A 20738-nucleotide genomic window follows, 5' to 3' on the forward strand; every position below is an offset into this window, starting at 1 on the left:
TAGCGCACGGAGTCGGACGGTCGGGATACGGTACGTCCGACGAAACCGACTTTTCAGTGGAGGCGAGATGAGCGGCCCGACCGATCCCGACAACAGTTGGTCGCGCAACCCCGGTCAGCAGGACGGCACCGAGAAAGACTCGCCGGAGACGCAGACCGCTGGTCCGTCGGCCGAGTCACAGACACCGACGCCATCGGACCAGGGCCAGTACGGACATCCTCCGGCCGCACCGTACGGGCAGAACCCACCGCAGCCCGGGGGTCAGTACCCACCTGCCGGTTATCCCCAGGGCCACTACCCACAGGGGCAGTACCCGCAAGGCCAATACCCCCAAGGCCAATACCCACAGGGCCAGTACCCGCCCGCCGGTTACCCGCAGGGACAATACCCGCAGGGTCAGTACCATCCTGACGGCTACTCGCAGGGGCAGTACTCACAGGGCCAGTACCCACCCGCCGGCTATCCGCAAGGACAGAATCCCACCGCGCAATACCCGGCCGGCCAGCAGTACGGCGCGCCCTTTCCCGGTGCAGGCGCGCCTCCATCGGGCGATGCCGCTTACCAGAATCCTTACGCACCACAGCAATTCGGCGGCGGACAATATGATCCGGGCCACTACGGCCAGCAACCCCAGCAGCCCTGGGGGCCGAACCAGCAGTATCCGAACCAGCAGGGGCCCGGGCAGGCCGGGTCACAGACCAAGAAGCCACTGATCATTGCAGGTGCCGTGGTCGCGGTGCTCGCCGTGATCGCGGTGGTGTCGTTCTTGGCCTTCGGTCGCACAACCACCCTCGATACTGCGGCGGCGGAGGAGGGCATTCGCACGGTCGTCACCGAGTCGTACGGCGCGTCCGACGTCTCCGGCGTGTCCTGCCCTCAGGACATCGAGGTCGAGACCGGTGCGAGTGTCGAGTGCACCTTGACTGTCGATGGGGCCTTCCAGACGGTCACGTTGACCTTCCTGGACGACGAAGCGAACTACGAGGTATCGCTGCCGAAGTAGTTCTCTGCGTTGCTCGCTCAGTTCCGGGACGCCGTAGCGGCCATTGCAGCAACCAGACGGGCCACGGCGTTCTCCACCCCGAGGGTCTCGGCAAGCCGGTTCAATGCATCGGCGTTCGCGGGTTCGGCCGGGATCTCGTCCGACTTCGACAGCACCACGTCGGCGTCCGTCACAACCCGCACGACGGGAAGGGCCGCGTCGAGGTAGTCGCTCGCTGCGGCCAGCTTCGCTCGGATTCCCTTGGCCATGTCCGACGACGGATCGAGCGCCGCATCACGCAATGCCGCAACCGATTCGTACCGGAGCATCAGCGTCGAGGCCGTCTTCTCGCCGATACCCTTCACGCCGGGTAGGCCGTCCGAGGCGTCGCCCCTGAGCAAGGCGAGCTCGGCGTAAGCGGCACCGGCGCGGTGCAGCGGAACCCCGTAGCGTTCGGACACCATTGCCGGATCGAACAATTCGGCCTTGGCCAGTCCCCGCCCCACATACAGCACGCGAACCTCGTTCGGCTCGTCTGCCGCGACCTGCAACAGATCTCTGTCCCCACTGACCACGACTACGGGGTCCTGTCGCTCGCGCGCAGCCAGGGTTCCCAGCACGTCGTCCGCCTCGAGCCCCTCCGCACCGGCCGTCGCAATACCCAGCGCGGCCAGAACATCCATGATCATGTCCACCTGCGGGGTGAGTGTCTCCGGAACTTCTTCGCTCTCGGCAACCTCCGGGACCGCCTCGGCAACACGGTGCGCCTTGTAGGACGGGACCAGGTCCACTCGGAACTGCGGTCGCCAGTTCAGATCGAGACACACTGCCAACCGACTCGGTTCGGTGCGCGCGATCAGCGCCGAGATCATGTCGAGGAAACCGCGAACGGCATTGACGGGTCGCCCGTCGGGTGCCGTAATCGACTCGGGCAGTGCGTAGTAAGCCCTGAACCACAGGCTTGCACCGTCGAGAAGCAGCAGCGGCGACTTTCCGGGAGCGGTCATGGGGCTCATCTTGCCGTACGGCGTTAGCCTGAAGGCATGAGTGTCGATTCTTCGGTCAGTTCCTCACGTTTCTCCAGCGATGTCTACGCGTCGCGGCTTGCACGGGCCGCACGATTGGCCTCGGATGCGGGATTGGATGCTTTGCTGATCACGCCGGGCCCGGATCTGCAGTACCTGATCGGATCGAAGGCCAGCTCGTTCGAGCGGCTCATCGCTCTGGTGGTTCCGGCAGACGGCAGCACCCCCACGGTCGTGGTTCCGCGGCTCGAGCTCGCCGCACTGGGCGATTCCGCGGCGCAGGAGCTGTCTCTGACGCTCGTCGACTGGGTGGACGGCGTCGATCCGTACGCCCTGGTTGCCGCCGCAGTGACGACCGGAACGAAGACAGCCGTCGCCGACGCGATGCCTGCACTCCACTTCGTGCCGCTGGCAGAGGTGTTCGGCACCGTGCCGGTGTTGGCCACGGACGTGCTCCGTGAGCTTCGGATGGTCAAGGACGACGCGGAGATCGACGCATTGCGCCGGGCCGGCTCTGCCATCGATCGCGTGCATGCCCGCATGGGTGAATGGCTGCGCGTGGGCCGCTCCGAAGCGCAGATCGCTGCCGACATCGCTGCCGCAATTGTCGAAGAGGGTCACACGGCACCGGACTTCATCATCGTCGGGTCCGGTCCTCACGGTGCCGATCCGCACCACGAGGTTTCCGATCGAGTCGTCGAGGCAGGTGACATCGTGGTGATCGACATCGGTGGACCTGTCGCTCCGGGATACAACTCCGACTCGACCCGCACCTACAGTCTCGGCGAGCCGCCGGCCGAAATCGCCGAGCAGTACGCAGTACTCGAGCGGTCCCAGCAGGCAGCTGTCGACGCGGTGAAGCCGGGCGTCACTGCGCAGTCCATCGATGCCGCCGCCCGCGACGTCTTGGTCGACGCCGGTCTGGGCGAAGCATTCCTGCACCGCACCGGTCATGGGATCGGCCTGTCGGTGCACGAGGAGCCGTACATCGTTGCCGGCAACGACATCATGCTGACCGAAGGGATGGCGTTCAGCATCGAACCGGGAATCTACTTCCACGGACAGTGGGGTGCGCGTATCGAAGACATCGTCGTGGTCACTGCCGACGGGTGTGAATCGGTCAATCTCCGGCCGCACGGTCTGGCTGTACTCCCGGTGTGACGACTGTGCGCGAGGCCGAGTTCGTATCGGTCGTCCGGTCCAATCCTGCTGTGGCCGAAATACTTCGACGTGCACCACAGCTCGAACTTCCGGGGTGGTATCTGACGGCAGGGGGTCTGTTCCAGACTGTCTGGAACCACCTGGCCGATCGCGATCCACAGGCGGGCATCCGCGACTACGACTTCTTCTACTTCGACGATTCCGATCTCTCCTACGACGCCGAGAACGAGGTCATCGAAGCCGCGGCCTCAGCGTTCGCGGACCTGGGGGTGGACGTCGAGGTACGCAACGAGGCGCGTGTGCACCTGTGGTACGAACAGCACTTCGGTAGCCGGATCGAACCGTTCCGCAGCACCGAGGATGCGATCGACCACTTCGTCTCGACCACGTGCTGTTTCGGAGTTACTTCGGATGACGACGGGAAAGATGTCGTCTACGCGCCGCACGGCTTCGAGGATCTGTTCGCCGGAATCGTCCGGCCCAATCCGCAGGTGCCGATGCAGCACGTGTACGAGGCCAAAGCCGCCCGGTGGACGACGGAATGGCCGAACCTGACCGTCCTTCCCTGGCCGTCGGAGTCGAGCCAGCGGCTCGCTAGCGGTTGAGCAGCGAACGGCTACCCAGGACCCGCTGCACCTCGATCACGATCACCACTCGGGTGGGGTTCTCCCTCGGGACGCGGTAGCGCAGGGCGTATCGGTTCTCGGCGTCGACCACAGAATCTCGATCGTTGCGGACAGATGCCGGCCCCTCCAATGTCAGCCACCGCGCGCCGTCGATCTGAGTCACCGCGGCATAGGCTCCACGACCGGCGTTGATGGCCTTCTGCGACGCGTCATTGGTGATGACCCGCGCAATCTGCGCGTCGGCGTCGTAGGTGAAACCGACAGCAACGACGTGCGGAGTGCCATCCGGGCGAAGCGTCGTCAACGTCGCGAGGTGCCGCTCGGCGAGGAATTCCATTGCGTCGTCGGTCAGGGCAGTTGCGTCTGCGGGGGTGGCGGCCATGCCCCGACTGTAGTGAACGGACCCGACTGCAGTGAACGCGATTTCATCGGTAAGACTGGTCGACGTGAGCAAAGGAGCAGAACCCGCGGCCGGAACACTGCTGCTGTTGGGTGGACGCAGCGAAATCGGACTCGAGGTCGCAACCCGGCTTGCATCGGGGCGAACCGTCGTACTGGCAGCTCGGCGCAGCAACGACCTCGATGCCCAACGACGACGAGTGCAGCAGGCAGGGGCCGACGACGTCCACACCGTCGAGTTCGACGCGAACGCGATGGACTCACACGCCGAGCTTCTGAGCCGGGTTGCCGAGCGCTACGGCCCGATCGGAATCGTGGTGCTGGCCTTCGGGATCCTCGGCGACCAAGCGCGTGCGGAAGACGACGCGCAGCACGCTCTCGACGTCATCACCACCGACTTCCTGGCTCAGGTTTCGGTGCTGACGCACGCGTCCAAGCTTCTGCGAGCACAGGGGAGCGGCGACCTGGTCGTGTTCTCCTCGGTCGCGGGTGTTCGGGTGCGACGCGCCAACTACGTGTACGGATCCGCGAAGGCCGGTCTCGACGGGTTCGCCAGCGGACTGAGCGACTCGCTGCACGGCAGTGGAGTCCATCTCCTACTCGTTCGTCCCGGATTCGTCATCGGTTCCATGACCGAGGGGATGACACCCGCGCCGATGTCGAGTACGCCGGATCAGGTCGCCGACGGCGTTGTCGCGGCGCTGCGCGGGCGTCGGGCACGCGTGTGGATCCCGGGCGCGCTGCGACCGGTGTTCTTCGCCATGCGTTTACTGCCGCAATGGCTCTGGCGCAGGATGCCGCGGTGATGGTGGAGCCTGGTTCGATCATGGTTGTGGGAATCGGTGCGGACGGCTGGGACGGACTGTCTCGTACTTCCCGCACTGCCGTCGAACAAGCAGATGTGGTGTTCGGTTCCGCCCGCCAGGTCGCCGAGGTGCGGGAGCACTGCACCGAGACCAGGACGTGGCCCAGTCCGTTGGTGCCGAATCTGCGGCCGATGATCGACGCCTACGCAGGTTCTCGCGTGTGCGTGCTGGCCAGCGGAGATCCGATGTTTCATGGCATCGGGGTGACGCTGGCGCGCGAGTTCGGTGCTCACCGCTTGCTGGTCCACCCGGCCCCGTCCTCGGTGTCACTGGCGTGCGCGCGATTGGGTTGGGCGCTTCAGGACACGGCGACGGTGTCGCTGGTGAACAGCCCGGTCGAGACGCTGTTGCCCGAGTTGGCCGACGGTCGTCGGATACTGGTGTTGAGCCGGGGGAGCAGCACACCGACAGAGATCGCGGCGGTGTTGTCCGCCAACGGTTTCGGAGCCAGCGACATCACGGTTCTCGAGCAGCTGGGCGGACCGGCCGAGCGGGTAGCCGGCGGACTTGCCCGAGAGTCCACGTTCGAGGGCGTCGACCCCCTCAACGTCGTTGCGCTGCTGTGTGTCCGAGATCCCGACTCACCCCGCCACACCCGTGTTCCCGGCCTGGCCGATTCTGCGTACACCGGAGACGGTCAGATGACCAAGCGGGAGGTTCGAGCACTGACGCTCAGCGCGTTGGCCCCGGCACCAGGAGAGCTACTGTGGGACATCGGAGGCGGATCGGGGACCATTGCCATCGAATGGATGCGGACCGACCGAACCTGTCGCGCAGCAACATTCGAGAGTTCGCCGGCACGCCGTGCGCAGATCGAGACCAACGCGCTGCATCTGGGAGTTCCGGGACTCGTGGTGCACGGCGGTGCCCCGGAGAGTTTCGCTGCGGTCTCGGACGCCGCACCCGACGCGGTGTTCATCGGGGGTGGGTTGACCGGCACCGACATGCTCGAGGCGTGCTGGGGCGCGGTGCGCACCGGCGGGCGGGTGGTCGCGAATTCGGTGACCGCCGAGTCGGATTCGCTGTTGCTGACCGCCGCGGCGAAGTACGGCGGCGAGCTCCGCAAGTTTCAGATCTATCGAGGTGAACCGCTGGGCGCATTCACGACGTGGAGACCGCAGCTGCCGGTCACCCAGTGGTGTGCGACAAAACAGCTGGGTGCGATCACACGGTGAAGGTCCTGATCCTCGGTGGTACGACGGAGTCGCGGGCACTTGCGGCGGCTCTGGCCACGGTGCAGGGCATCGAGACGATCACCTCGCTGGCCGGACGAGTCGCCGAGCCGACACTGCCCGTCGGGCAGACACGAATCGGCGGCTTCGGGGGGCCGGACGCCCTGGCGGAGTGGCTGCGAACCAACGCAATCGACGTGGTGGTCGACGCAACCCACCCGTTCGCCTCCAACATCGGGGCACACGCCGAGCAGGCCACTGGGGCAACTTCGATCCCGCTCCTGGTGCTGACGAGGCCACCGTGGACCGCGGGCAAGGGTGATCGGTGGACTTCCGTTGCTTCGTTGCCCGACGCGGCGTCGGCCATCATTTCCGGCAGCAGGGTGTTCCTCACGACCGGCAGGCAGGGAGTTCACCATTTCGCACGTGTCGATCACTCGTGGTTTCTGGTCAGAGCGATCGACCCTCCGACCGGTCCCGTGCCGCCGCACACGACTCTCCTACTCGACCGGGGGCCGTTCGATATCGACCACGAGTCGACGATGTTCGCAGACCACCGAATCGACCTCTTGATCACCAAGAACAGCGGCGGGGAAATGACACGGGCAAAACTCGATGCCGCCCGCACGGCATCTGTTCCGGTGCTCATGGTCGACCGCCCTCCGCGGACCGGCTCGGCACCGATGGTGTTCGATGTCGCATCCGCCCTGGACTGGCTGATGAATCGGCTACGCCGGGCTCTCTGACGTCGAGCCCTCTGAGAGCGCGTCCTCTGACGGGTACCGCCGAGAGGTGAAGACCTTCGGGCCACTTCCCGTCTCCACCACCGTCGTCATCGAGGACCCGATGATGAGCAGGCATCGCATGTCGATCGACTCGGGATCGAGTTCGCCGAGCGTCACGGTGTGCACCGACTCCTGTGTGCTCCCCACGGCGCGCCCGACCACGACCGGAGTCTCCGGTGAACGATGTTCGAGCAGAACATCTTTCATGGCCGCAACTTGCCAGGTACGAGACTTCGACGCCGGGTTGTAGATCGCGATAGCCATATCGGCTTCGGCCACTGCCGAAAGCCGTCGGGCCACCACGTCCCAGGGCTTGAGGCGATCGGAGAGGGAGATGACGGCGTAATCGTGTCCGAGGGGTGCACCGACCCGACTCGCGACGGCATTCGCGGCGGTCATACCCGGCACCACTCGCACCGGCACCGAATTCCATTGCTGTTCCGCCGCAACCTCGATGACGGCCGTGGCCATGGCGAACACCCCCGGATCACCCGAGGACACCACAGCGACGCGGCGTCCCTGCTTGGCGAGGTCGAGTGCGAAGGCGGCACGTTCGGATTCGACCTTGTTGTCGCTGGCATGCCGAATCTGCCCTGGCCTCGCAGGAACCCGATCGATGTAGGTGACGTAGCCGACCAGATCGGTGGCGGCCGCCAGCTCGGCACGAACCTCGTCGGTCGTCCAGGCGTCGTCACCCGGTCCGAGGCCGACAACGACCACTTCTCCGGTGCCGGTGGGGGTTTCGGCCCTGTTGGATGGACTCGGCACGACGACCATCGAGAAGTACGGAACGTCGTCCGCGTCGACGGCGTCGAGGACACGTTGCGCGGGGAAGCTTGCCCGCTCGACGTATCGGGCTTCGTCGAGCCTGCCGGAGCGCTCGAGGGCGTCGAGCACGCTGGGGTAGGTCCGGCCCAGTTTCATGATGACGGCCGCGTCGGTACTGCGCAGCCGGCGCGTGAGTTCGTCGGTGGGCAGCGTACCGGGCAGGATGGTCAGCACCTCGTCTCGCTCCACCAACGGAGTTGCCAGAGCCGCCGAAGCAGCACTGACCGAGGTCACGCCGGGAATCACCTCGACTTCGAAGCGGTGAGCCAGGCGCTTGTGCATGTGCATGTACGAGCTGTAGAACAGCGGATCACCCTCGGCCAGAAGCGCAACCGAACGACCGGCGTCGAGATGCGCGGCGAGCCGTGCGGCAGCAGACTCGTAGAACTCGTCGATTGCACCCTGGTACCCACCGGGGTGCGCCGTGGTCTCGGTGGTCACCGGATACACCAGATGTTCCTCGAGCTGGCCGTCGCGCATGTAGCCGGCAGCAAGACCGCGCGAGATGCTGCGACCGTGCTGTGCACTGTGAAAAGCGATCACGTCGGCCTCGGCGATCACCCGAGCAGCTTTGACTGTGAGCAACTCCGGGTCACCCGGGCCGACGCCGACTCCCCACAATTTGCCGGTAGTGCTCATTCCTGTTCACTCGCAATGGCATTGACTGCAGCGACGGTGATGGGACTGCCACCCCGCCGACCTCGCACGACCAGATATTCCACGCCCAGGTCGGCTGCGATCAGATCTTCCTTCGACTCCGCGGCACCGATGAATCCGACCGGGCCGCCGACGATGGCTGCCGGTTTCGGGGCGCCGGCCGCGAGCATCTCCATCAGGTGGAACAGCGCAGTGGGTGCGTTTCCGATCGCTATGACGGCACCGCCGAGCTTGTCGCCCCACAATTCCAGCGCGGCAGCGGTTCTCGTGGTCCCCATGTCTCGAGCCAGATCCGGTACCCGCGGATCCGACAGGGTGCACAGCACCTCGTTGTCGGCGGGAAGACGGCGCCGAGTGATGCCCGCGGCAACCATGTTGGCGTCGCAGAGCACGGGCGCGCCTGCACGCAGCGCGGAACGCGCCGAACCCACCACGTCGGGGGTGAATCCGATGGTCTCGGTCAGGTCGATCTCGCCGACAGCGTGAATCATGCGCACGACGACCTGCGCGACATCCGGCGTGAACCGAGACAGATCTGCTTCGGCTCGTATGGTTGCGAAGGACTGGCGGTAGATCTCCGCGCCGTCGCGGATGTAGTCGTGCATGCGTGTCACGATAGGGGAGAGGGACCCCTCGGCTGGAAACCGGTGTCCGCGTGCTCAGGACACCTGGTAACCGATTCCGGTGGCGATCACGTCGGTCACCTCACCTTTCGGTCGACCGCAGCGCCGCTCACACCCGGACCAGTGTTGCCGCTCGTCCCGCGGCGTCATCCGGGCGTCGACCGCCGCGGCCAGGTCGGACCGGACGTCGGCGAGGGACTTCGCACAGCCCGGCGATCCGGTGCAGGCACTGACCCGAATCCACGGCGATTCGGCGTCGAAGATCAGGCCCATCGGTGCCAGTACCCGGACGACTTGTTCGGCGGGCCCCTCGTCCAGATCGCACACGATCACCGACCGCCACGGAGTCACGATCACCGGTCGGTCGATGGCGGCGAGGAACTCGGCCAATCGTGCTTCGAGAACGCCGTTGGCAAGTCCTGCGCCCAGCGCCACCAGCCCGTCGGTCTGGTCGAGCCAGCCGATCGGTGGTACCTCGACAGGTGCGGGCAGCGGCAGCGCAGGGCCTGCGGAGAGGCGGAGCAAGTCCACGATTCGGACAACGCCGTTGTCGACTTCGGCCAACCGCCAGTGCGCTCCACGCAGTTCCACGAAGGCGGCTGCGCAGTTCAGCAGCGTCGGCACCACACTGTCCCGATCCACACGAACGCCACTGTCCCGGCCGGCGAGCAGCAGCGCGTACGACCCGTCGGGCTGGGCGTACGCACCGAAATCCGGTTCCAGCCCACACATGTCTCCCCGCCCGTCGTCGAGGGCGAACAGTGTTCGTCCGGGCAGTTCGGCAAGGTCGCGGCGCGCACAGAGTTCCTCGTCCAGCTCCCCGACGAGCGCTCGTACATCGATGAGACCACCGACCCGTCCCGAGAGTGGTGAGGCGAGAATGTTCCGCACACGTTCGTGCGTTGCGGACGGAAGCAGACCGGCATCGGCCAACCTGCTCGCCAGGTCGACGGGGTCCGAGACCGCCCGGAGCTGCACGTTGCCCCGCGAGGTCAGCTCGACCGTGCCGTCGCCCAGTTCCTCGGCAGCCCGAGCCAGGACGTGCATCTGCTGCGGCAGCACCAGTCCGCCCGGAAGCCGGACGCGCGCGAGCGGACCGTCCGCAGCGAGGTGCGTCGTCAGCGCTCCGGGGCAGCCGTCGGGCACCGATCGGTCAGGCGAACTCATGCTCATCAGGCTACAAGCGCGACGGATGGACCTATGCGGCCCTCACACCGGTAGCATTCCTTGTCACGGCTCAGGCCGAGAGGAAACCGGCGAGAATCCGGTACGGTCGCGCCACTGTGACGGCCCCTGCAGTTCGCATGCACGGGCCTGAAGTCAGACCCTCTCGCCGACGATCCGAACAGAAGAGTCACCTATGTCAGGGGCGCGAAAACCCCCGAGGAGGGCGTTACCCGTGTTCTTGTTGCTGTCCACGTCGGACACCGATCTGCTCAGTGCCCGTGCCAGTGGAGCCGATTTCGCCTGGGGCAACCCCTCTCGTCTGCTCGCTCAGGACATCCCGGCGATGGCCGCGTCCGCCGAGCTGATCATCGTGCGCATTCTCGGATCCCGTCGTTCGTGGGAGGCGGGCATCGATGCGGTTCTCGCGACCGGACTGCCCGTCGTCGTCCTCGGCGGTGAGCAGGCACCGGACGCTGACTTGATGGAGATCTCGACGGTGCCGGCCAATGTCGCGGCGCAGGCGCACAACTATCTGGCCGAGGGCGGATCGGACAACCTGCGTCAGCTGTACAACTTCCTGTCCGACACCGTGTTGCTGACCGGGCACGGCTTCGACGCTCCTCGGCACCTGCCGACGTGGGGGCACCTCGAACGGAAGTCGACTTCGCACCCGGACGGCCCCACGGTGGCGATCCTCTACTACCGCGCCCAGCACCTGGCGGGAAACACCACGTACATCGACGCACTTGCCGCCGCAGTGGAAAACGCCGGTGCCACCGCCCTCCCCATCTACTGCGCCTCGCTGCGGAACGCGGAGTCCGATCTGCTCGCGACCCTGAAGTCGGCGGATGCCCTGATCGTGACGGTGCTCGCCGCAGGCGGAACGAAGCCTGCCGGAGCGTCGGCAGGCGGGGACGACGAGGCCTGGAACGTCGCCGAGCTCGCCGCACTCGACGTTCCGATCCTGCAGGGTCTGTGCTTGACGAGTTCACGCGCGACGTGGTCCGAGAACGACGACGGCCTGTCGCCCCTGGACGTCGCCACCCAGGTTGCCGTCCCGGAATTCGACGGCCGGCTGATCACGGTCCCGTTCTCGTTCAAGGAAATCGACGACGACGGCCTGACCACGTACGTTCCGGACCACGAGCGTGCGGCACGGGTCGCCGGCATCGCCGTGCGTCATGCGCGGCTACGACACATCCCGGCCGCCGATCGCCGCATCGCGCTGATGTTCTCGGCCTATCCCACCAAGCACGCGCGAATTGGCAACGCCGTCGGCCTCGACACTCCGGCCAGCGCCATTGCGTTGATGTCGGACATGCGCACTGCCGGTTACGATCTCGGCCCGCTCGACGGCCCCGACGCGATACCCGGTCTGGCTGCTCGCGACGGTGATGCTCTCATCCACGCCCTGATCGCCCGCGGTGGCCAGGATCCGAACTGGCTCACCGATGCTCAGCTCGAGGGCAACCCTATTCGCATCTCGGCGGCGCAGTACGGTCGGTGGTTCGAGCAACTCCCCGCGGATCTGCGCGAGGGTGTGATCGAGCACTGGGGCCCGGCACCGGGCGATCTCTACGTCGATCGCTCGGCCAATCCGGACGGTGAGATCGTCATCGCTGCAATGCAGTTCGGCAACGTGGTGATCATGGTGCAACCACCGCGCGGATTCGGGGAGAAGCCGGTTGCGATCTACCACGATCCGGACCTGCCGCCGAGCCACCACTATCTTGCGGCCTACAGGTGGATCTCGGCCACGAAGGCCGACGGCGGCTTCGGCGCTGACGCCATGGTGCACCTGGGCAAGCACGGGAACCTCGAGTGGTTACCGGGTAAGACACTGGGCATGTCCGCTTCCTGCGGAACCGATGCCGCTCTGGGAGATCTGCCCCTGATCTATCCGTTCCTCGTCAACGATCCGGGGGAGGGCACGCAAGCCAAGCGTCGAGCGCACGCCACCCTCGTCGATCACCTCATTCCCCCGATGGCGCGCGCGGAGAGCTACGGAGACATCTCGAGGCTCGAGCAATTGCTCGACGAGCATGCGAACATCTCGACACTCGACCCGGCCAAGCTGCCCGCTATTCGGCAGCAGATCTGGACGTTGATGACGGCCGCGCAGATGCACAAGGATCTGGGGCTCGAGGAGCGTCCCGACGAGGAAGTGTTCGACGACATGCTGCTCAATGTCGACGGGTGGCTGTGCGAGATCAAGGACGTACAGATCCGCGACGGGCTGCACATCCTGGGCCAGGAACCCGTCGGTGATGCCGAGGTCGAGCTGGTGCTCGCGATGCTGCGAGCCCGGCAGATGTGGGGCGGGGAGCAGACGGTTCCCGGACTTCGTGAAGCACTCGGCCTCAGCGAGGACGGCGACGAGGACCGTGCGCGCGTCGACAGCATCGAGGCCGTGGCACACGGGCTGGTTGCGGCCATGCAGGCCACACAGTGGAATCCCGACGAGGCCGAGCGCGTCGCGGGCGAACACGGCGACGTGGTCGCAGAAATCCTGAGATTCGCTGCCGCCGAGGTGGTGCCGCGTCTACGTGGGACCTCACGGGAGATCGAGCAGGTGTTGCACGCTCTCGACGGCGGGTTCATCGCGGCCGGCCCGAGCGGTTCACCACTGCGCGGATTGATCAACGTGCTGCCCACCGGGCGCAATTTCTATTCGGTCGACCCGAAGGCCGTCCCGTCGAAACTGGCCTGGGAGACCGGCCAGGCGATGGCCGAATCGCTGCTCGCGCGATACCGCCAGGATCACGGTGAGTGGCCGAAGTCGGTGGGACTGTCGGTCTGGGGCACGTCGGCCATGCGCACCTCCGGCGACGACATCGCCGAGGTCTTCGCGCTGCTGGGCGTATCGCCGGTATGGGACGAAGCATCACGCCGGGTCACTCGGCTCGAGGTGATCGATCTCGGCGAGCTCGGCCGTCCCCGCATCGACGTGACGGTCCGGATCAGCGGCTTCTTCCGCGACGCTTTCCCACACGTACTCGCCCTCCTCGACGACGCGGTACGGATGGTCGCGGCTCTGGACGAGGATGCCGAGCACAATTACGTTCGTGCACACGCGCAGGCAGACCTCGCCGATCACGGCGACGAACGTCGTTCCACGACAAGAATATTCGGGTCCAAGCCGGGCACGTACGGTGCCGGATTGCTGCAGCTGATCGACAGCAAGACGTGGCGCAGTGACGACGACCTGGCGCAGGTCTACACCACGTGGGGCGGATTCGCGTACGGGCGTGGCCTCGATGGCGTTCCTGCGCCGGACGACATGCGCACCGCCTACAAGCGCATCGCCGTGGCCGCCAAGAACACCGACACACGCGAGCACGACATCGCCGATTCCGACGATTACTTCCAGTACCACGGTGGCATGGTGGCGACCGTGCGCGCGCTCACCGGTAAGTCGCCCGAGGCGTACATCGGCGACAGCACGCGTCCGGAGTCGGTGCGCACGCGCACGCTGTCGGAGGAGACGGCGAGGGTGTTCCGCGCCCGCGTGGTGAACCCGCGGTGGCTCGAGGCCATGCGCAGGCACGGTTACAAGGGTGCGTTCGAGATGGCGGCGACCGTGGACTACCTGTTCGGTTACGACGCGACGACCGACGTGGTGCAGGACTGGATGTACGAGAAGCTGGCCGAGACGTACGTACTGGACGCGCAGAACAAGAAGTTCATGCAGCAATCCAACCCGTGGGCCCTGCACGGTATCGCGGAGCGGCTGCTCGAAGCTGCCGAGCGAAAGATGTGGGCCGAACCCGACAAACAGGTTCTCGACGGTCTGCGGCAGGTGTATCTGGAAACCGAGGGCGAGCTCGAAGGGGAGTAGCGACGTACTCTGAGCGGTATGGCTGCCACGTTCGACGACATTGCCAAGGGCAAATACGTACTGCTGACGACGTTCAAGAAGGACGGCACCGGCGTGCCCACCCCACTGTGGGGTGCTCTCGACGGGGACCGGCTACTGATGTGGACGGTGACCGATTCGTGGAAGGTCAAACGCATTCGCCGCAACCCGAGAGTGACCATTGCGCCGTGCGACATGCGCGGCAACCCTCAGGGCGAGGCCGTCGACGCGCGAGCCGAGATTCTCGACGGGCATGGAACCGAGAAGGCCCGCGCTGCTGTCGCCTCGAAGTACGGAATTCTGGGTTGGCTCACGGTGAAGGGCAGTGTGCTGCGCCGGGGCAAGGACGGCTCGGTCGGATTGGCGATCACCGCCGGCTGAGATACCACCGGAGCCATCGCTGGCATGCGCGGTTCCGAATGCTTCACTAGGTAGCTTCTCTGCTGCCGGAATGGAGTATTCACGTGCCAATCGCAGTGACCGATTACAACCATGTTCGACTCACCGTCACCGACATCGAGCGGTCGCGAGCTTTCTACGACTCGGTGTTCGGCTTCGACGTCGCCTACGCGTGGGATCCCGACGCCGACGAGGAGACCAAGAAGGCGCTGTGGTTCCTTTTCGGTGGCGTGATCTACAAGTTCGGCGGGGGACTGCTCGGCCTGCGTCCGGTCGCAGCGAGCGACGACACTTTCGGCGAAGACCGTTGCGGCCTCGATCACCTGAGCTTCACCGTGGACACCAGGGCCGCACTCGAAGACGCCGTCAAGACGCTCGACGATCTCGGGATTGCCCACGAGGGCATCAAGGACGCAGGACCCGGCCTGTCCATCGTGGAATTCCGCGACCCGGACAACATTGCGCTCGAGCTCTCCGGACCCGACAAGTAATCCGGGCCGACGTCATTGGGCGGCGCTGACCGACGACATGTGAAAGTCGGGTACGCGTAGCGGCGGCATGGCCGTGCGAGTGAACCAGTCCTTCCACTCGCGCGGCAGTGTCGCCTCCGTCCGTCCGGCTTCGGTAACGCGGCGCAACAGATCCAGCGGGCTCTCGTTGAAGCGAAAGTTGTTGACCGATCCGGTAATTCGACCGTTCTCGATGGCGTACACGCCATCTCTGGTCAGTCCGGTGAGAAGCAGTGAAGTCGGATCGACCTCGCGGATGTACCAGAGCGTCGTCAACAACAGTCCGCGCTCGGTACTTGCCACCATCTCGTCCAGACCTACGCCCGTGCCGCCCGCCATGACGAGATTCTCGCCCGGCACGGCGACGGGTGTTCGGTATGTCTCGGCAGACGCGCGGGGGTAAGCCAGAGCAGAGACCGCTCCGTCGCGCACCCAATCGACACGCTCGATGTTCATGCCGTTGTCGAACACCGATACCGAGTCGCTGGACGAACCCGCAACCACGAACGGCGCGTACTCGAGACCGCGTTCTGTCGGATCCGAGTACAACGTGAGCGGCAGGGCCGTGAGCTTCTCGCCTACTCGAGTTCCGCCGGGACCCGACAGCGCAGTCCGACCTTCCTGTGCGCCGCGGCCTTCCATGGTCCACATCAGGTAGATCATGAGATCGGCCACGGCCGACGGAGGAAGAAGCGTCTCGTACCGGCCGGCCGGCATCTCGACGGTGTTCTGCGCCCAGCCGAGTCGGGTGGACAGCTCGTCCAACATGCTTTCGGCGGTCACATCCCGGAAGTCCGTGGTGCTCGTACCGACCCAGGCACTGGCCCCGGATCGTTTGCCGTTGATCTCGACCGAGCCGGTGGGCTGCGTGAACGTGCGACGCAGGCCGGTCGAGGTGCCGAGCCAGATGTTGTCGACCCGGTGCTGGGCAAACCCGTACAGCGAGTCCCGGCCGTCGAACCCGACATTCAATTCCGTTGCGAGCGAGCCGAACACGTCGATCGACGTGTGTTGTGCGCGGCGGTCCCAGTCCTGCGAATCCGCGGCCGACCCTGCCGGCAGCAGTGCCATCGCGTCGTCGGCGGGCTCTGCCGATCGCGCTGCCGCTTCGCTCGCCCGAACCACGGCTTCGATGCCCTCCGGATCCACGCTGGTCGACGACACGGTACCCACTCGAACGGTCGTTCCGCCGGCTCCACTCCTGGCCCGAACGGTCGTTCCGCCGGCTCCACTCCTGGCCCGCGCGGAAGTCGAGTCTCGCACGATGGAGACCACCTCCCAGCGGCGCGAGGTTGCGATTCCGTTGGTGGTCATGGAGTTTCCGGCCCACCGAAGCGTCGCGTCGCTCGAATCGGTGACGATGACGATCGTATCGTCGACGCTCGCGCACGCGAGGGCGCGCTCGATCACGTCCTGTGCGGCGATCATCGCCCTGCCTCCGATCGGGTGTTGAGGACGTTCACGCCGCGAAACAGCGCTGGTGGACAGCCGTGACTGACGGCGGCGACCTGCCCGGGCTGAGCCTTGCCGCAGTTGAAGGCACCGCCGAGCCGCCAGGTGGACGGTCCGCCGAGCATCTCCATCGAGCCCCAGAATTCGGTGGTCGTCGCCTGGTACGCGACATCGCGCACCTGTCCGTCGAGCTTGCCGTCGCGAATGCGGTAGAAGCGCTGACCGGTGAACTGGAAGTTGTACCGCTGCATGTCTATAGACCAGGATTTGTCGCCGACGACGTAGATGCCGTCTTCCACCGCACCGATGAGGTCGGCAGTCGTTCGATCGGTGTCCGGGTCCGGCTGCAACGACACATTGGCCATTCGCTGGATCGGAACGTGATGGGCAGAATCTGCGTACGCGCACCCGTTGGACCTCTCCAGGCCCAGCCGGGGTGCGAATACACGATCGAGTTGATATCCGACCAAGGTGCCGTCGCGAACCAGGTCCCATTTCTGCGACGCCACTCCGTCGTCGTCCCAGCCGATGCTGGCCAGCCCGTTGGTCTCGGTTCGGTCGGCGGTGACATGCATGATGGGCGAGCCGTAACGCAACGTGCCCAACTGGTCCGGCGTCGCGAAGGAGGTGCCGGCGTACGCCGCCTCGTAGCCGATGGCACGGTCGTATTCTGTTGCGTGGCCGATGGATTCGTGAATGGTCAACCACAGGTTGGTCGGGTCGATCACGAGGTCGGTCGGTCCCGCCACCACGGTCGGCGCCTTCACCTTCTCTGCCAGCCACTCGGGAATTCGAGCCAATTCGTCGGCCCAGTCCCACGTGCTGTGCTCGCCCAGGTATTCCCAACCTCGTCCTACGGGTGGCGCGAGGGTGCGCATGGTGTCGAATGCGCCGACGGATCGGTCGACGGTCGTTGCCTCGAACTGTGGATGTAGTCGTACCCGCTGTTGAGTGATGCTGCTGCCGGCGAGATCGGCGTAGAACGACTGTTCCTTGACCTGAAGGACCGAGGCAGTGACGTGGTCGACGCCGTCGGACGCGGCCAGCCGTGACGAGTACTCCGCCAGCAGTGCCACCTTCTCGGCGGTGGGTACCTGGAACGGGTCGATGTCGTACTCCGACACCCACGATGCGTCGAAATAGACCGGCTCGGAAGCGAGTTCGACGCGCTCGCGATTGAGCGAACGTAACGCCGTCGCCACCTCCACTGCTTTGCGGGCCGTCTCGGCGGCTGCGTCGGTGCCGAGTTCGGCGTGCGACGCAAACCCCCACGTGCCGTCGACCACCACCCGCACGGCGAGACCGATGTCGCCCGCGTCGACCACAGCGCGAACCGAACCGTCGCGCAGCGATATCGACTGCGTCGTCAGACGTTGGACCCGCACATCGGCGTGAGTGGCTCCGGCCGATCGCGCTGTGCTCAGGGCCGCATCCGCGAGGTCCCGCAGGGGCAGAGCGAGGAAGTCTGCGTCGACCGACCGATCCGATTGTCTCGTCACCGCACAGACGCTAGTCGAACCGACCGACGCTATCCGAACTTCTGCCGCTAGCCGAACTGCTGCCGCTAGCCGAACTGCTGCCAGCCCAGTCGGATGACCATTCCGACCACGACGACGAGCAGGACGATTCTGACGAACCCGGCTCCTCTGGCGACCGCCGTTCTGGATCCCAGGACCGCCCCGACAACATTGCAGACCGCCATGGCTGCTCCGAGTTGCCAGTACACACTTCCGGTGACGGCGAAGAACGTCAGAGCCCCGACGTTGGATCCGACGTTGATCACCTTGGCCATCGCGGCACTGCGAACGAACTCCGTTCCGAGCATCGTGGCGAACACGATGATGAGAAAGGTGCCCGTCCCGGGCCCGAGGATGCCGTCGTAGAAGCCGATGGCCGCGGCCGCGAGGCCGATGACGATCAGAACCTTGCGATGCGTCGGCGGGGACGACGCCACCGTCAGCCCGATGGTCGGGCGGCACGTCACGAGCACTGCCACGCCGACGAGAACGACCATGATGAGCGGGATGAACAACTCGCGGTCGATCAACGAGACTGCCGCAGCACCGGCTGCCGACGTCACCGCTGCGAGAACGCCGGCAGGAACCAGTACCGCCCAGTTCAGCGAGACCTTTCGAGCAAAGGTGACGACCGCGGCGACGGTACCGAACACTGCGGTCGCCTTGTTGGTCGCCAGCGCCGCCTGCTGCGTCAGTTGCGGTGCCACGAGCAGGATTGCGGGCAGCAAGATCAGGCCGCCTCCACCGACGACCGCGTCGACCCAACCCGCGGTTGTCGCAGCCACCATCAGCAGTGCCCAGTCCGCAGCAGTCATACGGCAAACTCAATCACATGCGTCGTTTCAGCCTGTGGCTCCGTGGGCAGCCGTTCGTGGCCGATGCATTGTTGGCCGCAGGATTGTTCGTCGTCGAAATGATGGTGTTCGTCAGTTCGGCCGACGGGCTGAACGGACTGTTGTTTCTGGTGTTCTCGGTCGTACTGTCGGTACCGGTTGCGTGGCGGCGACGCTACCCCCGGTCGATTGCCGCATTCGCTCTCGCGGCGACGGCCGTCTGCGACGTGGCGGGCAGCATGGCTGGGGACGCCGTCAACAATCACCCGGCGACGTTGGCCCTGCCGATCATGCTGTACACCCTCGTGGCATACGTGGGACGAGTTCAGGGTGCCGTCTATGCCATCGCGCTCGCCGTGTATTCCGTCGCGTCGATGCTGCTGTTCGAGCAGCCGATCTTCACGACACTGCTGTTCGGTGCGCTGCTCTACGCGCTGTCCTGGCTCGCGGCCGAGTTTCTCGGTGCGCGGCGGGCATACGACGAGGCGACGCAGGCCCGGCTCGTGGTCGCGGAGTACGACCGAGACCGCCGGGCGGACGAGGCCGTGATCGCAGAACGCACGCGCATCGCGCGTGAACTGCACGACGTCATCGCCCATAGCGTCAGTGTGATGGTCGTTCAGGCGGACGGTGCCTCGTACGCCATTCGGCGCAATCCCGAGCGCGCGGAGCAGGCTGTCGCCAACATTTCCGCGACCGGTCGGCTCGCGTTGACCGAGTTGCGCCGTACCGTCGCGCTGCTGCGCACCTCCCCGGATTCGGACGACATGCCCCAGTACGGCACCGCCGGCCTCGCCCGGGTGGTCGAGATGATCGGCCGCGCTGGGCTGAACGTCGAGCTCGAGCAGACCGGGAACCTCGATGACATCAGTCCGGCGATCAGCCTGGGCGTACACCGGCTGGTACAAGAATCGCTGACCAACGTTCTACGGCACGCCGGCCACGCCCCCCGCGCCGTCGTCAAGGTGGTCCGAGAAGAACACGCGGTCACCATCGAGATTTCCGACAACGGAACGAGCACCGCCACGGTTCCGGCGGTCGACGGCGGCGGACACGGGTTGCTCGGGATGCGAGAGCGTGTCGCCGTGCTGCAGGGCACTCTGCACGCCGGTCGCACGGCGCACGGGAACTGGGTCGTGCGCGCGACGCTGCCGATCGACTGAGGGCTGGGTGCTTTTTACAGCTAGGTTGGGTCGGTGCCGATCACCGTTGTCGTCGTGGACGATCAGGAACTGATGCGCATGGGATTGCACATGGTGCTCGAGGCCCAAGAGGACATCGAGGTGGTCGGTGAGGCATCCGACGGTGCCGGTGCCATCGAGGCGGTGGGCAGACTGGCACCGGCTGTGGTGCTGATGGACGTCCGTATGCCCGGCATCGACGGCGTTGCCGCGACCCGCACCATCACCGAATCGGGTTCCGAGGCGAAGGTTCTGGTGATGACGACCTTCGACCTCGACGAGCACGTTCTGGGCGCACTCCGGGCGGGGGCGAGTGGATTTCTGCTCAAGGACACGCCTCCCGAGGCACTGGTGTCCGCGATACGCAGCGTGGCCGCAGGCGATGCCGTCGTGTCGCCGAAGGTCACCAAACGGTTGCTCGCGCGGTTCGTCGATCAGACCACCTCCACCACGGACGCCTCGATTCTCGACACTCTCACCGGACGTGAACGAGAGGTGCTCGTGCACCTTGCGACCGGCTTGTCCAACGCCGAAATTGCGGCCGCTCTGCACCTGTCCGAGGCGACGATCAAGACCCACATCGGCCGAATTCTGACCAAGCTGGGGGTCCGCGACCGCGTCCAGGCCGTCGTCGTTGCGTACGAGACCGGCCTCGTTCGGCCCGGTTCCTGAGCATTTCCCGGCAAATCGCGAGCATCGG

At 65.7% G+C, this 20738-nt stretch carries 19 protein-coding genes; 11 read left to right on the forward strand and 8 right to left on the reverse strand.

All coding sequences use genetic code 11. The features are described from left to right. The first annotated feature begins 67 nt into the window (after positions 1-67). Positions 68-1003 (forward strand): DUF4333 domain-containing protein, encoded by a 936-nt coding sequence (locus ACIGGF_RS05235; RefSeq protein WP_397520306.1) that lies wholly within the window; start codon positions 68-70, stop codon positions 1001-1003. A 17-nt stretch (positions 1004-1020) separates the two neighbouring features. On the opposite strand, the gene ACIGGF_RS05240 is transcribed toward ACIGGF_RS05235, so the two are convergent. Further along, positions 1021-1998 carry a 5'-3' exonuclease H3TH domain-containing protein gene (locus ACIGGF_RS05240; RefSeq protein ID WP_397520307.1) on the reverse strand — a complete coding sequence of 326 codons (978 nt, stop codon included), beginning with the start codon at positions 1996-1998 and terminating at the stop codon, positions 1021-1023. Between the two features lie 27 nt (positions 1999-2025). On the opposite strand from ACIGGF_RS05240, the gene ACIGGF_RS05245 reads away from it, so the two are divergent. Both ACIGGF_RS05245 and ACIGGF_RS05250 read left to right on the forward strand, forming a co-directional pair. After that, a complete protein-coding gene (locus ACIGGF_RS05245; RefSeq protein ID WP_397520308.1) occupies positions 2026-3168 on the forward strand; it encodes a M24 family metallopeptidase in 1143 nt (380 codons plus the stop codon). Further along, complete coding sequence (locus tag ACIGGF_RS05250) at positions 3165-3773, forward strand: nucleotidyltransferase family protein (RefSeq protein WP_397520309.1); 609 nt, start codon at positions 3165-3167, stop codon at positions 3771-3773. The genes ACIGGF_RS05245 and ACIGGF_RS05250 overlap by 4 nt, the downstream gene beginning before the upstream one ends. Here the strand turns inward: ACIGGF_RS05250 and ACIGGF_RS05255 are convergent. Further along, positions 3763-4176, reverse strand: a complete 414-nt coding sequence (locus ACIGGF_RS05255; protein WP_397520310.1) for a TIGR03618 family F420-dependent PPOX class oxidoreductase — start codon at positions 4174-4176, stop codon at positions 3763-3765. The two genes, ACIGGF_RS05250 and ACIGGF_RS05255, sit on opposite strands and share 11 nt — an antisense overlap. Before the next feature lie 64 nt (positions 4177-4240). On the opposite strand from ACIGGF_RS05255, the gene ACIGGF_RS05260 reads away from it, so the two are divergent. The 3 genes from ACIGGF_RS05260 to ACIGGF_RS05270 are packed head-to-tail and all read left to right on the forward strand — an operon-like array spanning position 4241 to position 6977. Beyond that, the gene (locus ACIGGF_RS05260) at positions 4241-4999 is read left to right on the forward strand and encodes an SDR family NAD(P)-dependent oxidoreductase (protein ID WP_397520311.1); all 759 of its coding nucleotides are present in this window, start codon (positions 4241-4243) and stop codon (positions 4997-4999) included. Further along, positions 4972-6234 carry a precorrin-6y C5,15-methyltransferase (decarboxylating) subunit CbiE gene (gene cbiE, locus ACIGGF_RS05265; protein WP_397520312.1) on the forward strand — a complete coding sequence of 421 codons (1263 nt, stop codon included), beginning with the start codon at positions 4972-4974 and terminating at the stop codon, positions 6232-6234. The genes ACIGGF_RS05260 and cbiE overlap by 28 nt, the downstream gene beginning before the upstream one ends. Further along, a complete protein-coding gene (locus ACIGGF_RS05270; RefSeq protein ID WP_397520313.1) occupies positions 6231-6977 on the forward strand; it encodes a cobalt-precorrin-6A reductase in 747 nt (248 codons plus the stop codon). The genes cbiE and ACIGGF_RS05270 overlap by 4 nt, the downstream gene beginning before the upstream one ends. Here the strand turns inward: ACIGGF_RS05270 and ACIGGF_RS05275 are convergent. Genes ACIGGF_RS05275 through cobG form a run of 3 tightly spaced genes read right to left on the reverse strand, consistent with a single transcriptional unit; the run spans position 6960 to position 10291 of the window. Beyond that, on the reverse strand, positions 6960-8483 hold the full coding sequence (locus tag ACIGGF_RS05275) for a precorrin-2 C(20)-methyltransferase (protein WP_397520314.1): 1524 nt from the start codon (positions 8481-8483) through the stop codon (positions 6960-6962). The genes ACIGGF_RS05270 and ACIGGF_RS05275 overlap by 18 nt on opposite strands. After that, the gene (locus tag ACIGGF_RS05280) at positions 8480-9106 is read right to left on the reverse strand and encodes a precorrin-8X methylmutase (RefSeq protein ID WP_397520315.1); all 627 of its coding nucleotides are present in this window, start codon (positions 9104-9106) and stop codon (positions 8480-8482) included. Before ACIGGF_RS05280 ends, ACIGGF_RS05275 begins: the two co-directional genes overlap by 4 nt. Before the next feature lie 54 nt (positions 9107-9160). Further along, positions 9161-10291, reverse strand: a complete 1131-nt coding sequence (gene cobG / locus ACIGGF_RS05285; RefSeq protein WP_397520316.1) for a precorrin-3B synthase — start codon at positions 10289-10291, stop codon at positions 9161-9163. A 232-nt stretch (positions 10292-10523) separates the two neighbouring features. On the opposite strand from cobG, the gene cobN reads away from it, so the two are divergent. From cobN to ACIGGF_RS05300, 3 genes are all read left to right on the forward strand, one after another. Then, a complete protein-coding gene (cobN, locus tag ACIGGF_RS05290; RefSeq protein ID WP_397520317.1) occupies positions 10524-14129 on the forward strand; it encodes a cobaltochelatase subunit CobN in 3606 nt (1201 codons plus the stop codon). A gap of 18 nt (positions 14130-14147) precedes the next feature. Then, positions 14148-14528, forward strand: coding sequence for a PPOX class F420-dependent oxidoreductase (locus ACIGGF_RS05295; RefSeq protein ID WP_397520318.1), 381 nt, complete (start codon positions 14148-14150; stop codon positions 14526-14528). A gap of 83 nt (positions 14529-14611) precedes the next feature. After that, positions 14612-15037, forward strand: coding sequence for a VOC family protein (locus ACIGGF_RS05300; RefSeq protein ID WP_397520319.1), 426 nt, complete (start codon positions 14612-14614; stop codon positions 15035-15037). 12 nt (positions 15038-15049) lie between these two features. On the opposite strand, the gene ACIGGF_RS05305 is transcribed toward ACIGGF_RS05300, so the two are convergent. The 3 genes from ACIGGF_RS05305 to ACIGGF_RS05315 form a co-directional block, all read right to left on the reverse strand. Then, positions 15050-16483: a metallopeptidase TldD-related protein gene (locus ACIGGF_RS05305; RefSeq protein ID WP_397520320.1), complete on the reverse strand. Its 1434-nt coding sequence runs from the start codon at positions 16481-16483 to the stop codon at positions 15050-15052. Continuing rightward, complete coding sequence (locus ACIGGF_RS05310) at positions 16480-18006, reverse strand: TldD/PmbA family protein (RefSeq protein ID WP_397520321.1); 1527 nt, start codon at positions 18004-18006, stop codon at positions 16480-16482. Before ACIGGF_RS05310 ends, ACIGGF_RS05305 begins: the two co-directional genes overlap by 4 nt. A 65-nt stretch (positions 18007-18071) precedes the next feature. Further along, positions 18072-18839, reverse strand: coding sequence for a TSUP family transporter (locus tag ACIGGF_RS05315; RefSeq protein WP_397520322.1), 768 nt, complete (start codon positions 18837-18839; stop codon positions 18072-18074). A 17-nt stretch (positions 18840-18856) separates the two neighbouring features. On the opposite strand from ACIGGF_RS05315, the gene ACIGGF_RS05320 reads away from it, so the two are divergent. Together ACIGGF_RS05320 and ACIGGF_RS05325 are read left to right on the forward strand one after the other, a co-directional pair. Next, on the forward strand, positions 18857-20020 hold the full coding sequence (locus ACIGGF_RS05320) for a sensor histidine kinase (RefSeq protein ID WP_397520323.1): 1164 nt from the start codon (positions 18857-18859) through the stop codon (positions 20018-20020). A gap of 33 nt (positions 20021-20053) precedes the next feature. Then, positions 20054-20710 (forward strand): response regulator, encoded by a 657-nt coding sequence (locus ACIGGF_RS05325; protein ID WP_397520324.1) that lies wholly within the window; start codon positions 20054-20056, stop codon positions 20708-20710. Positions 20711-20738: the final 28 nt, after the last annotated feature.

This window comes from Rhodococcus sp. NPDC078407 (assembly GCF_044542515.1).
Lineage (GTDB): Bacteria > Actinomycetota > Actinomycetes > Mycobacteriales > Mycobacteriaceae > Rhodococcoides.

Excerpts from the sequence above, each read along its gene's own strand:
- ACIGGF_RS05275 (WP_397520314.1), bottom strand. The coding sequence starts at position 8,483 with ATGAGCACTACCGGCAAATTGTGGGGAGTCGGCGTCGGCCCGGGTGAC.
- cobG (WP_397520316.1), bottom strand. The coding sequence starts at position 10,291 with ATGAGTTCGCCTGACCGATCGGTGCCCGACGGCTGCCCCGGAGCGCTG.
- ACIGGF_RS05295 (WP_397520318.1), top strand. The coding sequence starts at position 14,148 with ATGGCTGCCACGTTCGACGACATTGCCAAGGGCAAATACGTACTGCTG.
- ACIGGF_RS05255 (WP_397520310.1), bottom strand. The coding sequence starts at position 4,176 with ATGGCCGCCACCCCCGCAGACGCAACTGCCCTGACCGACGACGCAATG.
- ACIGGF_RS05320 (WP_397520323.1), top strand. The coding sequence starts at position 18,857 with ATGCGTCGTTTCAGCCTGTGGCTCCGTGGGCAGCCGTTCGTGGCCGAT.
- cbiE (WP_397520312.1), top strand. The coding sequence starts at position 4,972 with ATGGCTCTGGCGCAGGATGCCGCGGTGATGGTGGAGCCTGGTTCGATC.
- ACIGGF_RS05240 (WP_397520307.1), bottom strand. The coding sequence starts at position 1,998 with ATGAGCCCCATGACCGCTCCCGGAAAGTCGCCGCTGCTGCTTCTCGAC.
- ACIGGF_RS05305 (WP_397520320.1), bottom strand. The coding sequence starts at position 16,483 with ATGATCGCCGCACAGGACGTGATCGAGCGCGCCCTCGCGTGCGCGAGC.
- ACIGGF_RS05245 (WP_397520308.1), top strand. The coding sequence starts at position 2,026 with ATGAGTGTCGATTCTTCGGTCAGTTCCTCACGTTTCTCCAGCGATGTC.
- ACIGGF_RS05315 (WP_397520322.1), bottom strand. The coding sequence starts at position 18,839 with ATGACTGCTGCGGACTGGGCACTGCTGATGGTGGCTGCGACAACCGCG.
- ACIGGF_RS05235 (WP_397520306.1), top strand. The coding sequence starts at position 68 with ATGAGCGGCCCGACCGATCCCGACAACAGTTGGTCGCGCAACCCCGGT.
- ACIGGF_RS05280 (WP_397520315.1), bottom strand. The coding sequence starts at position 9,106 with ATGCACGACTACATCCGCGACGGCGCGGAGATCTACCGCCAGTCCTTC.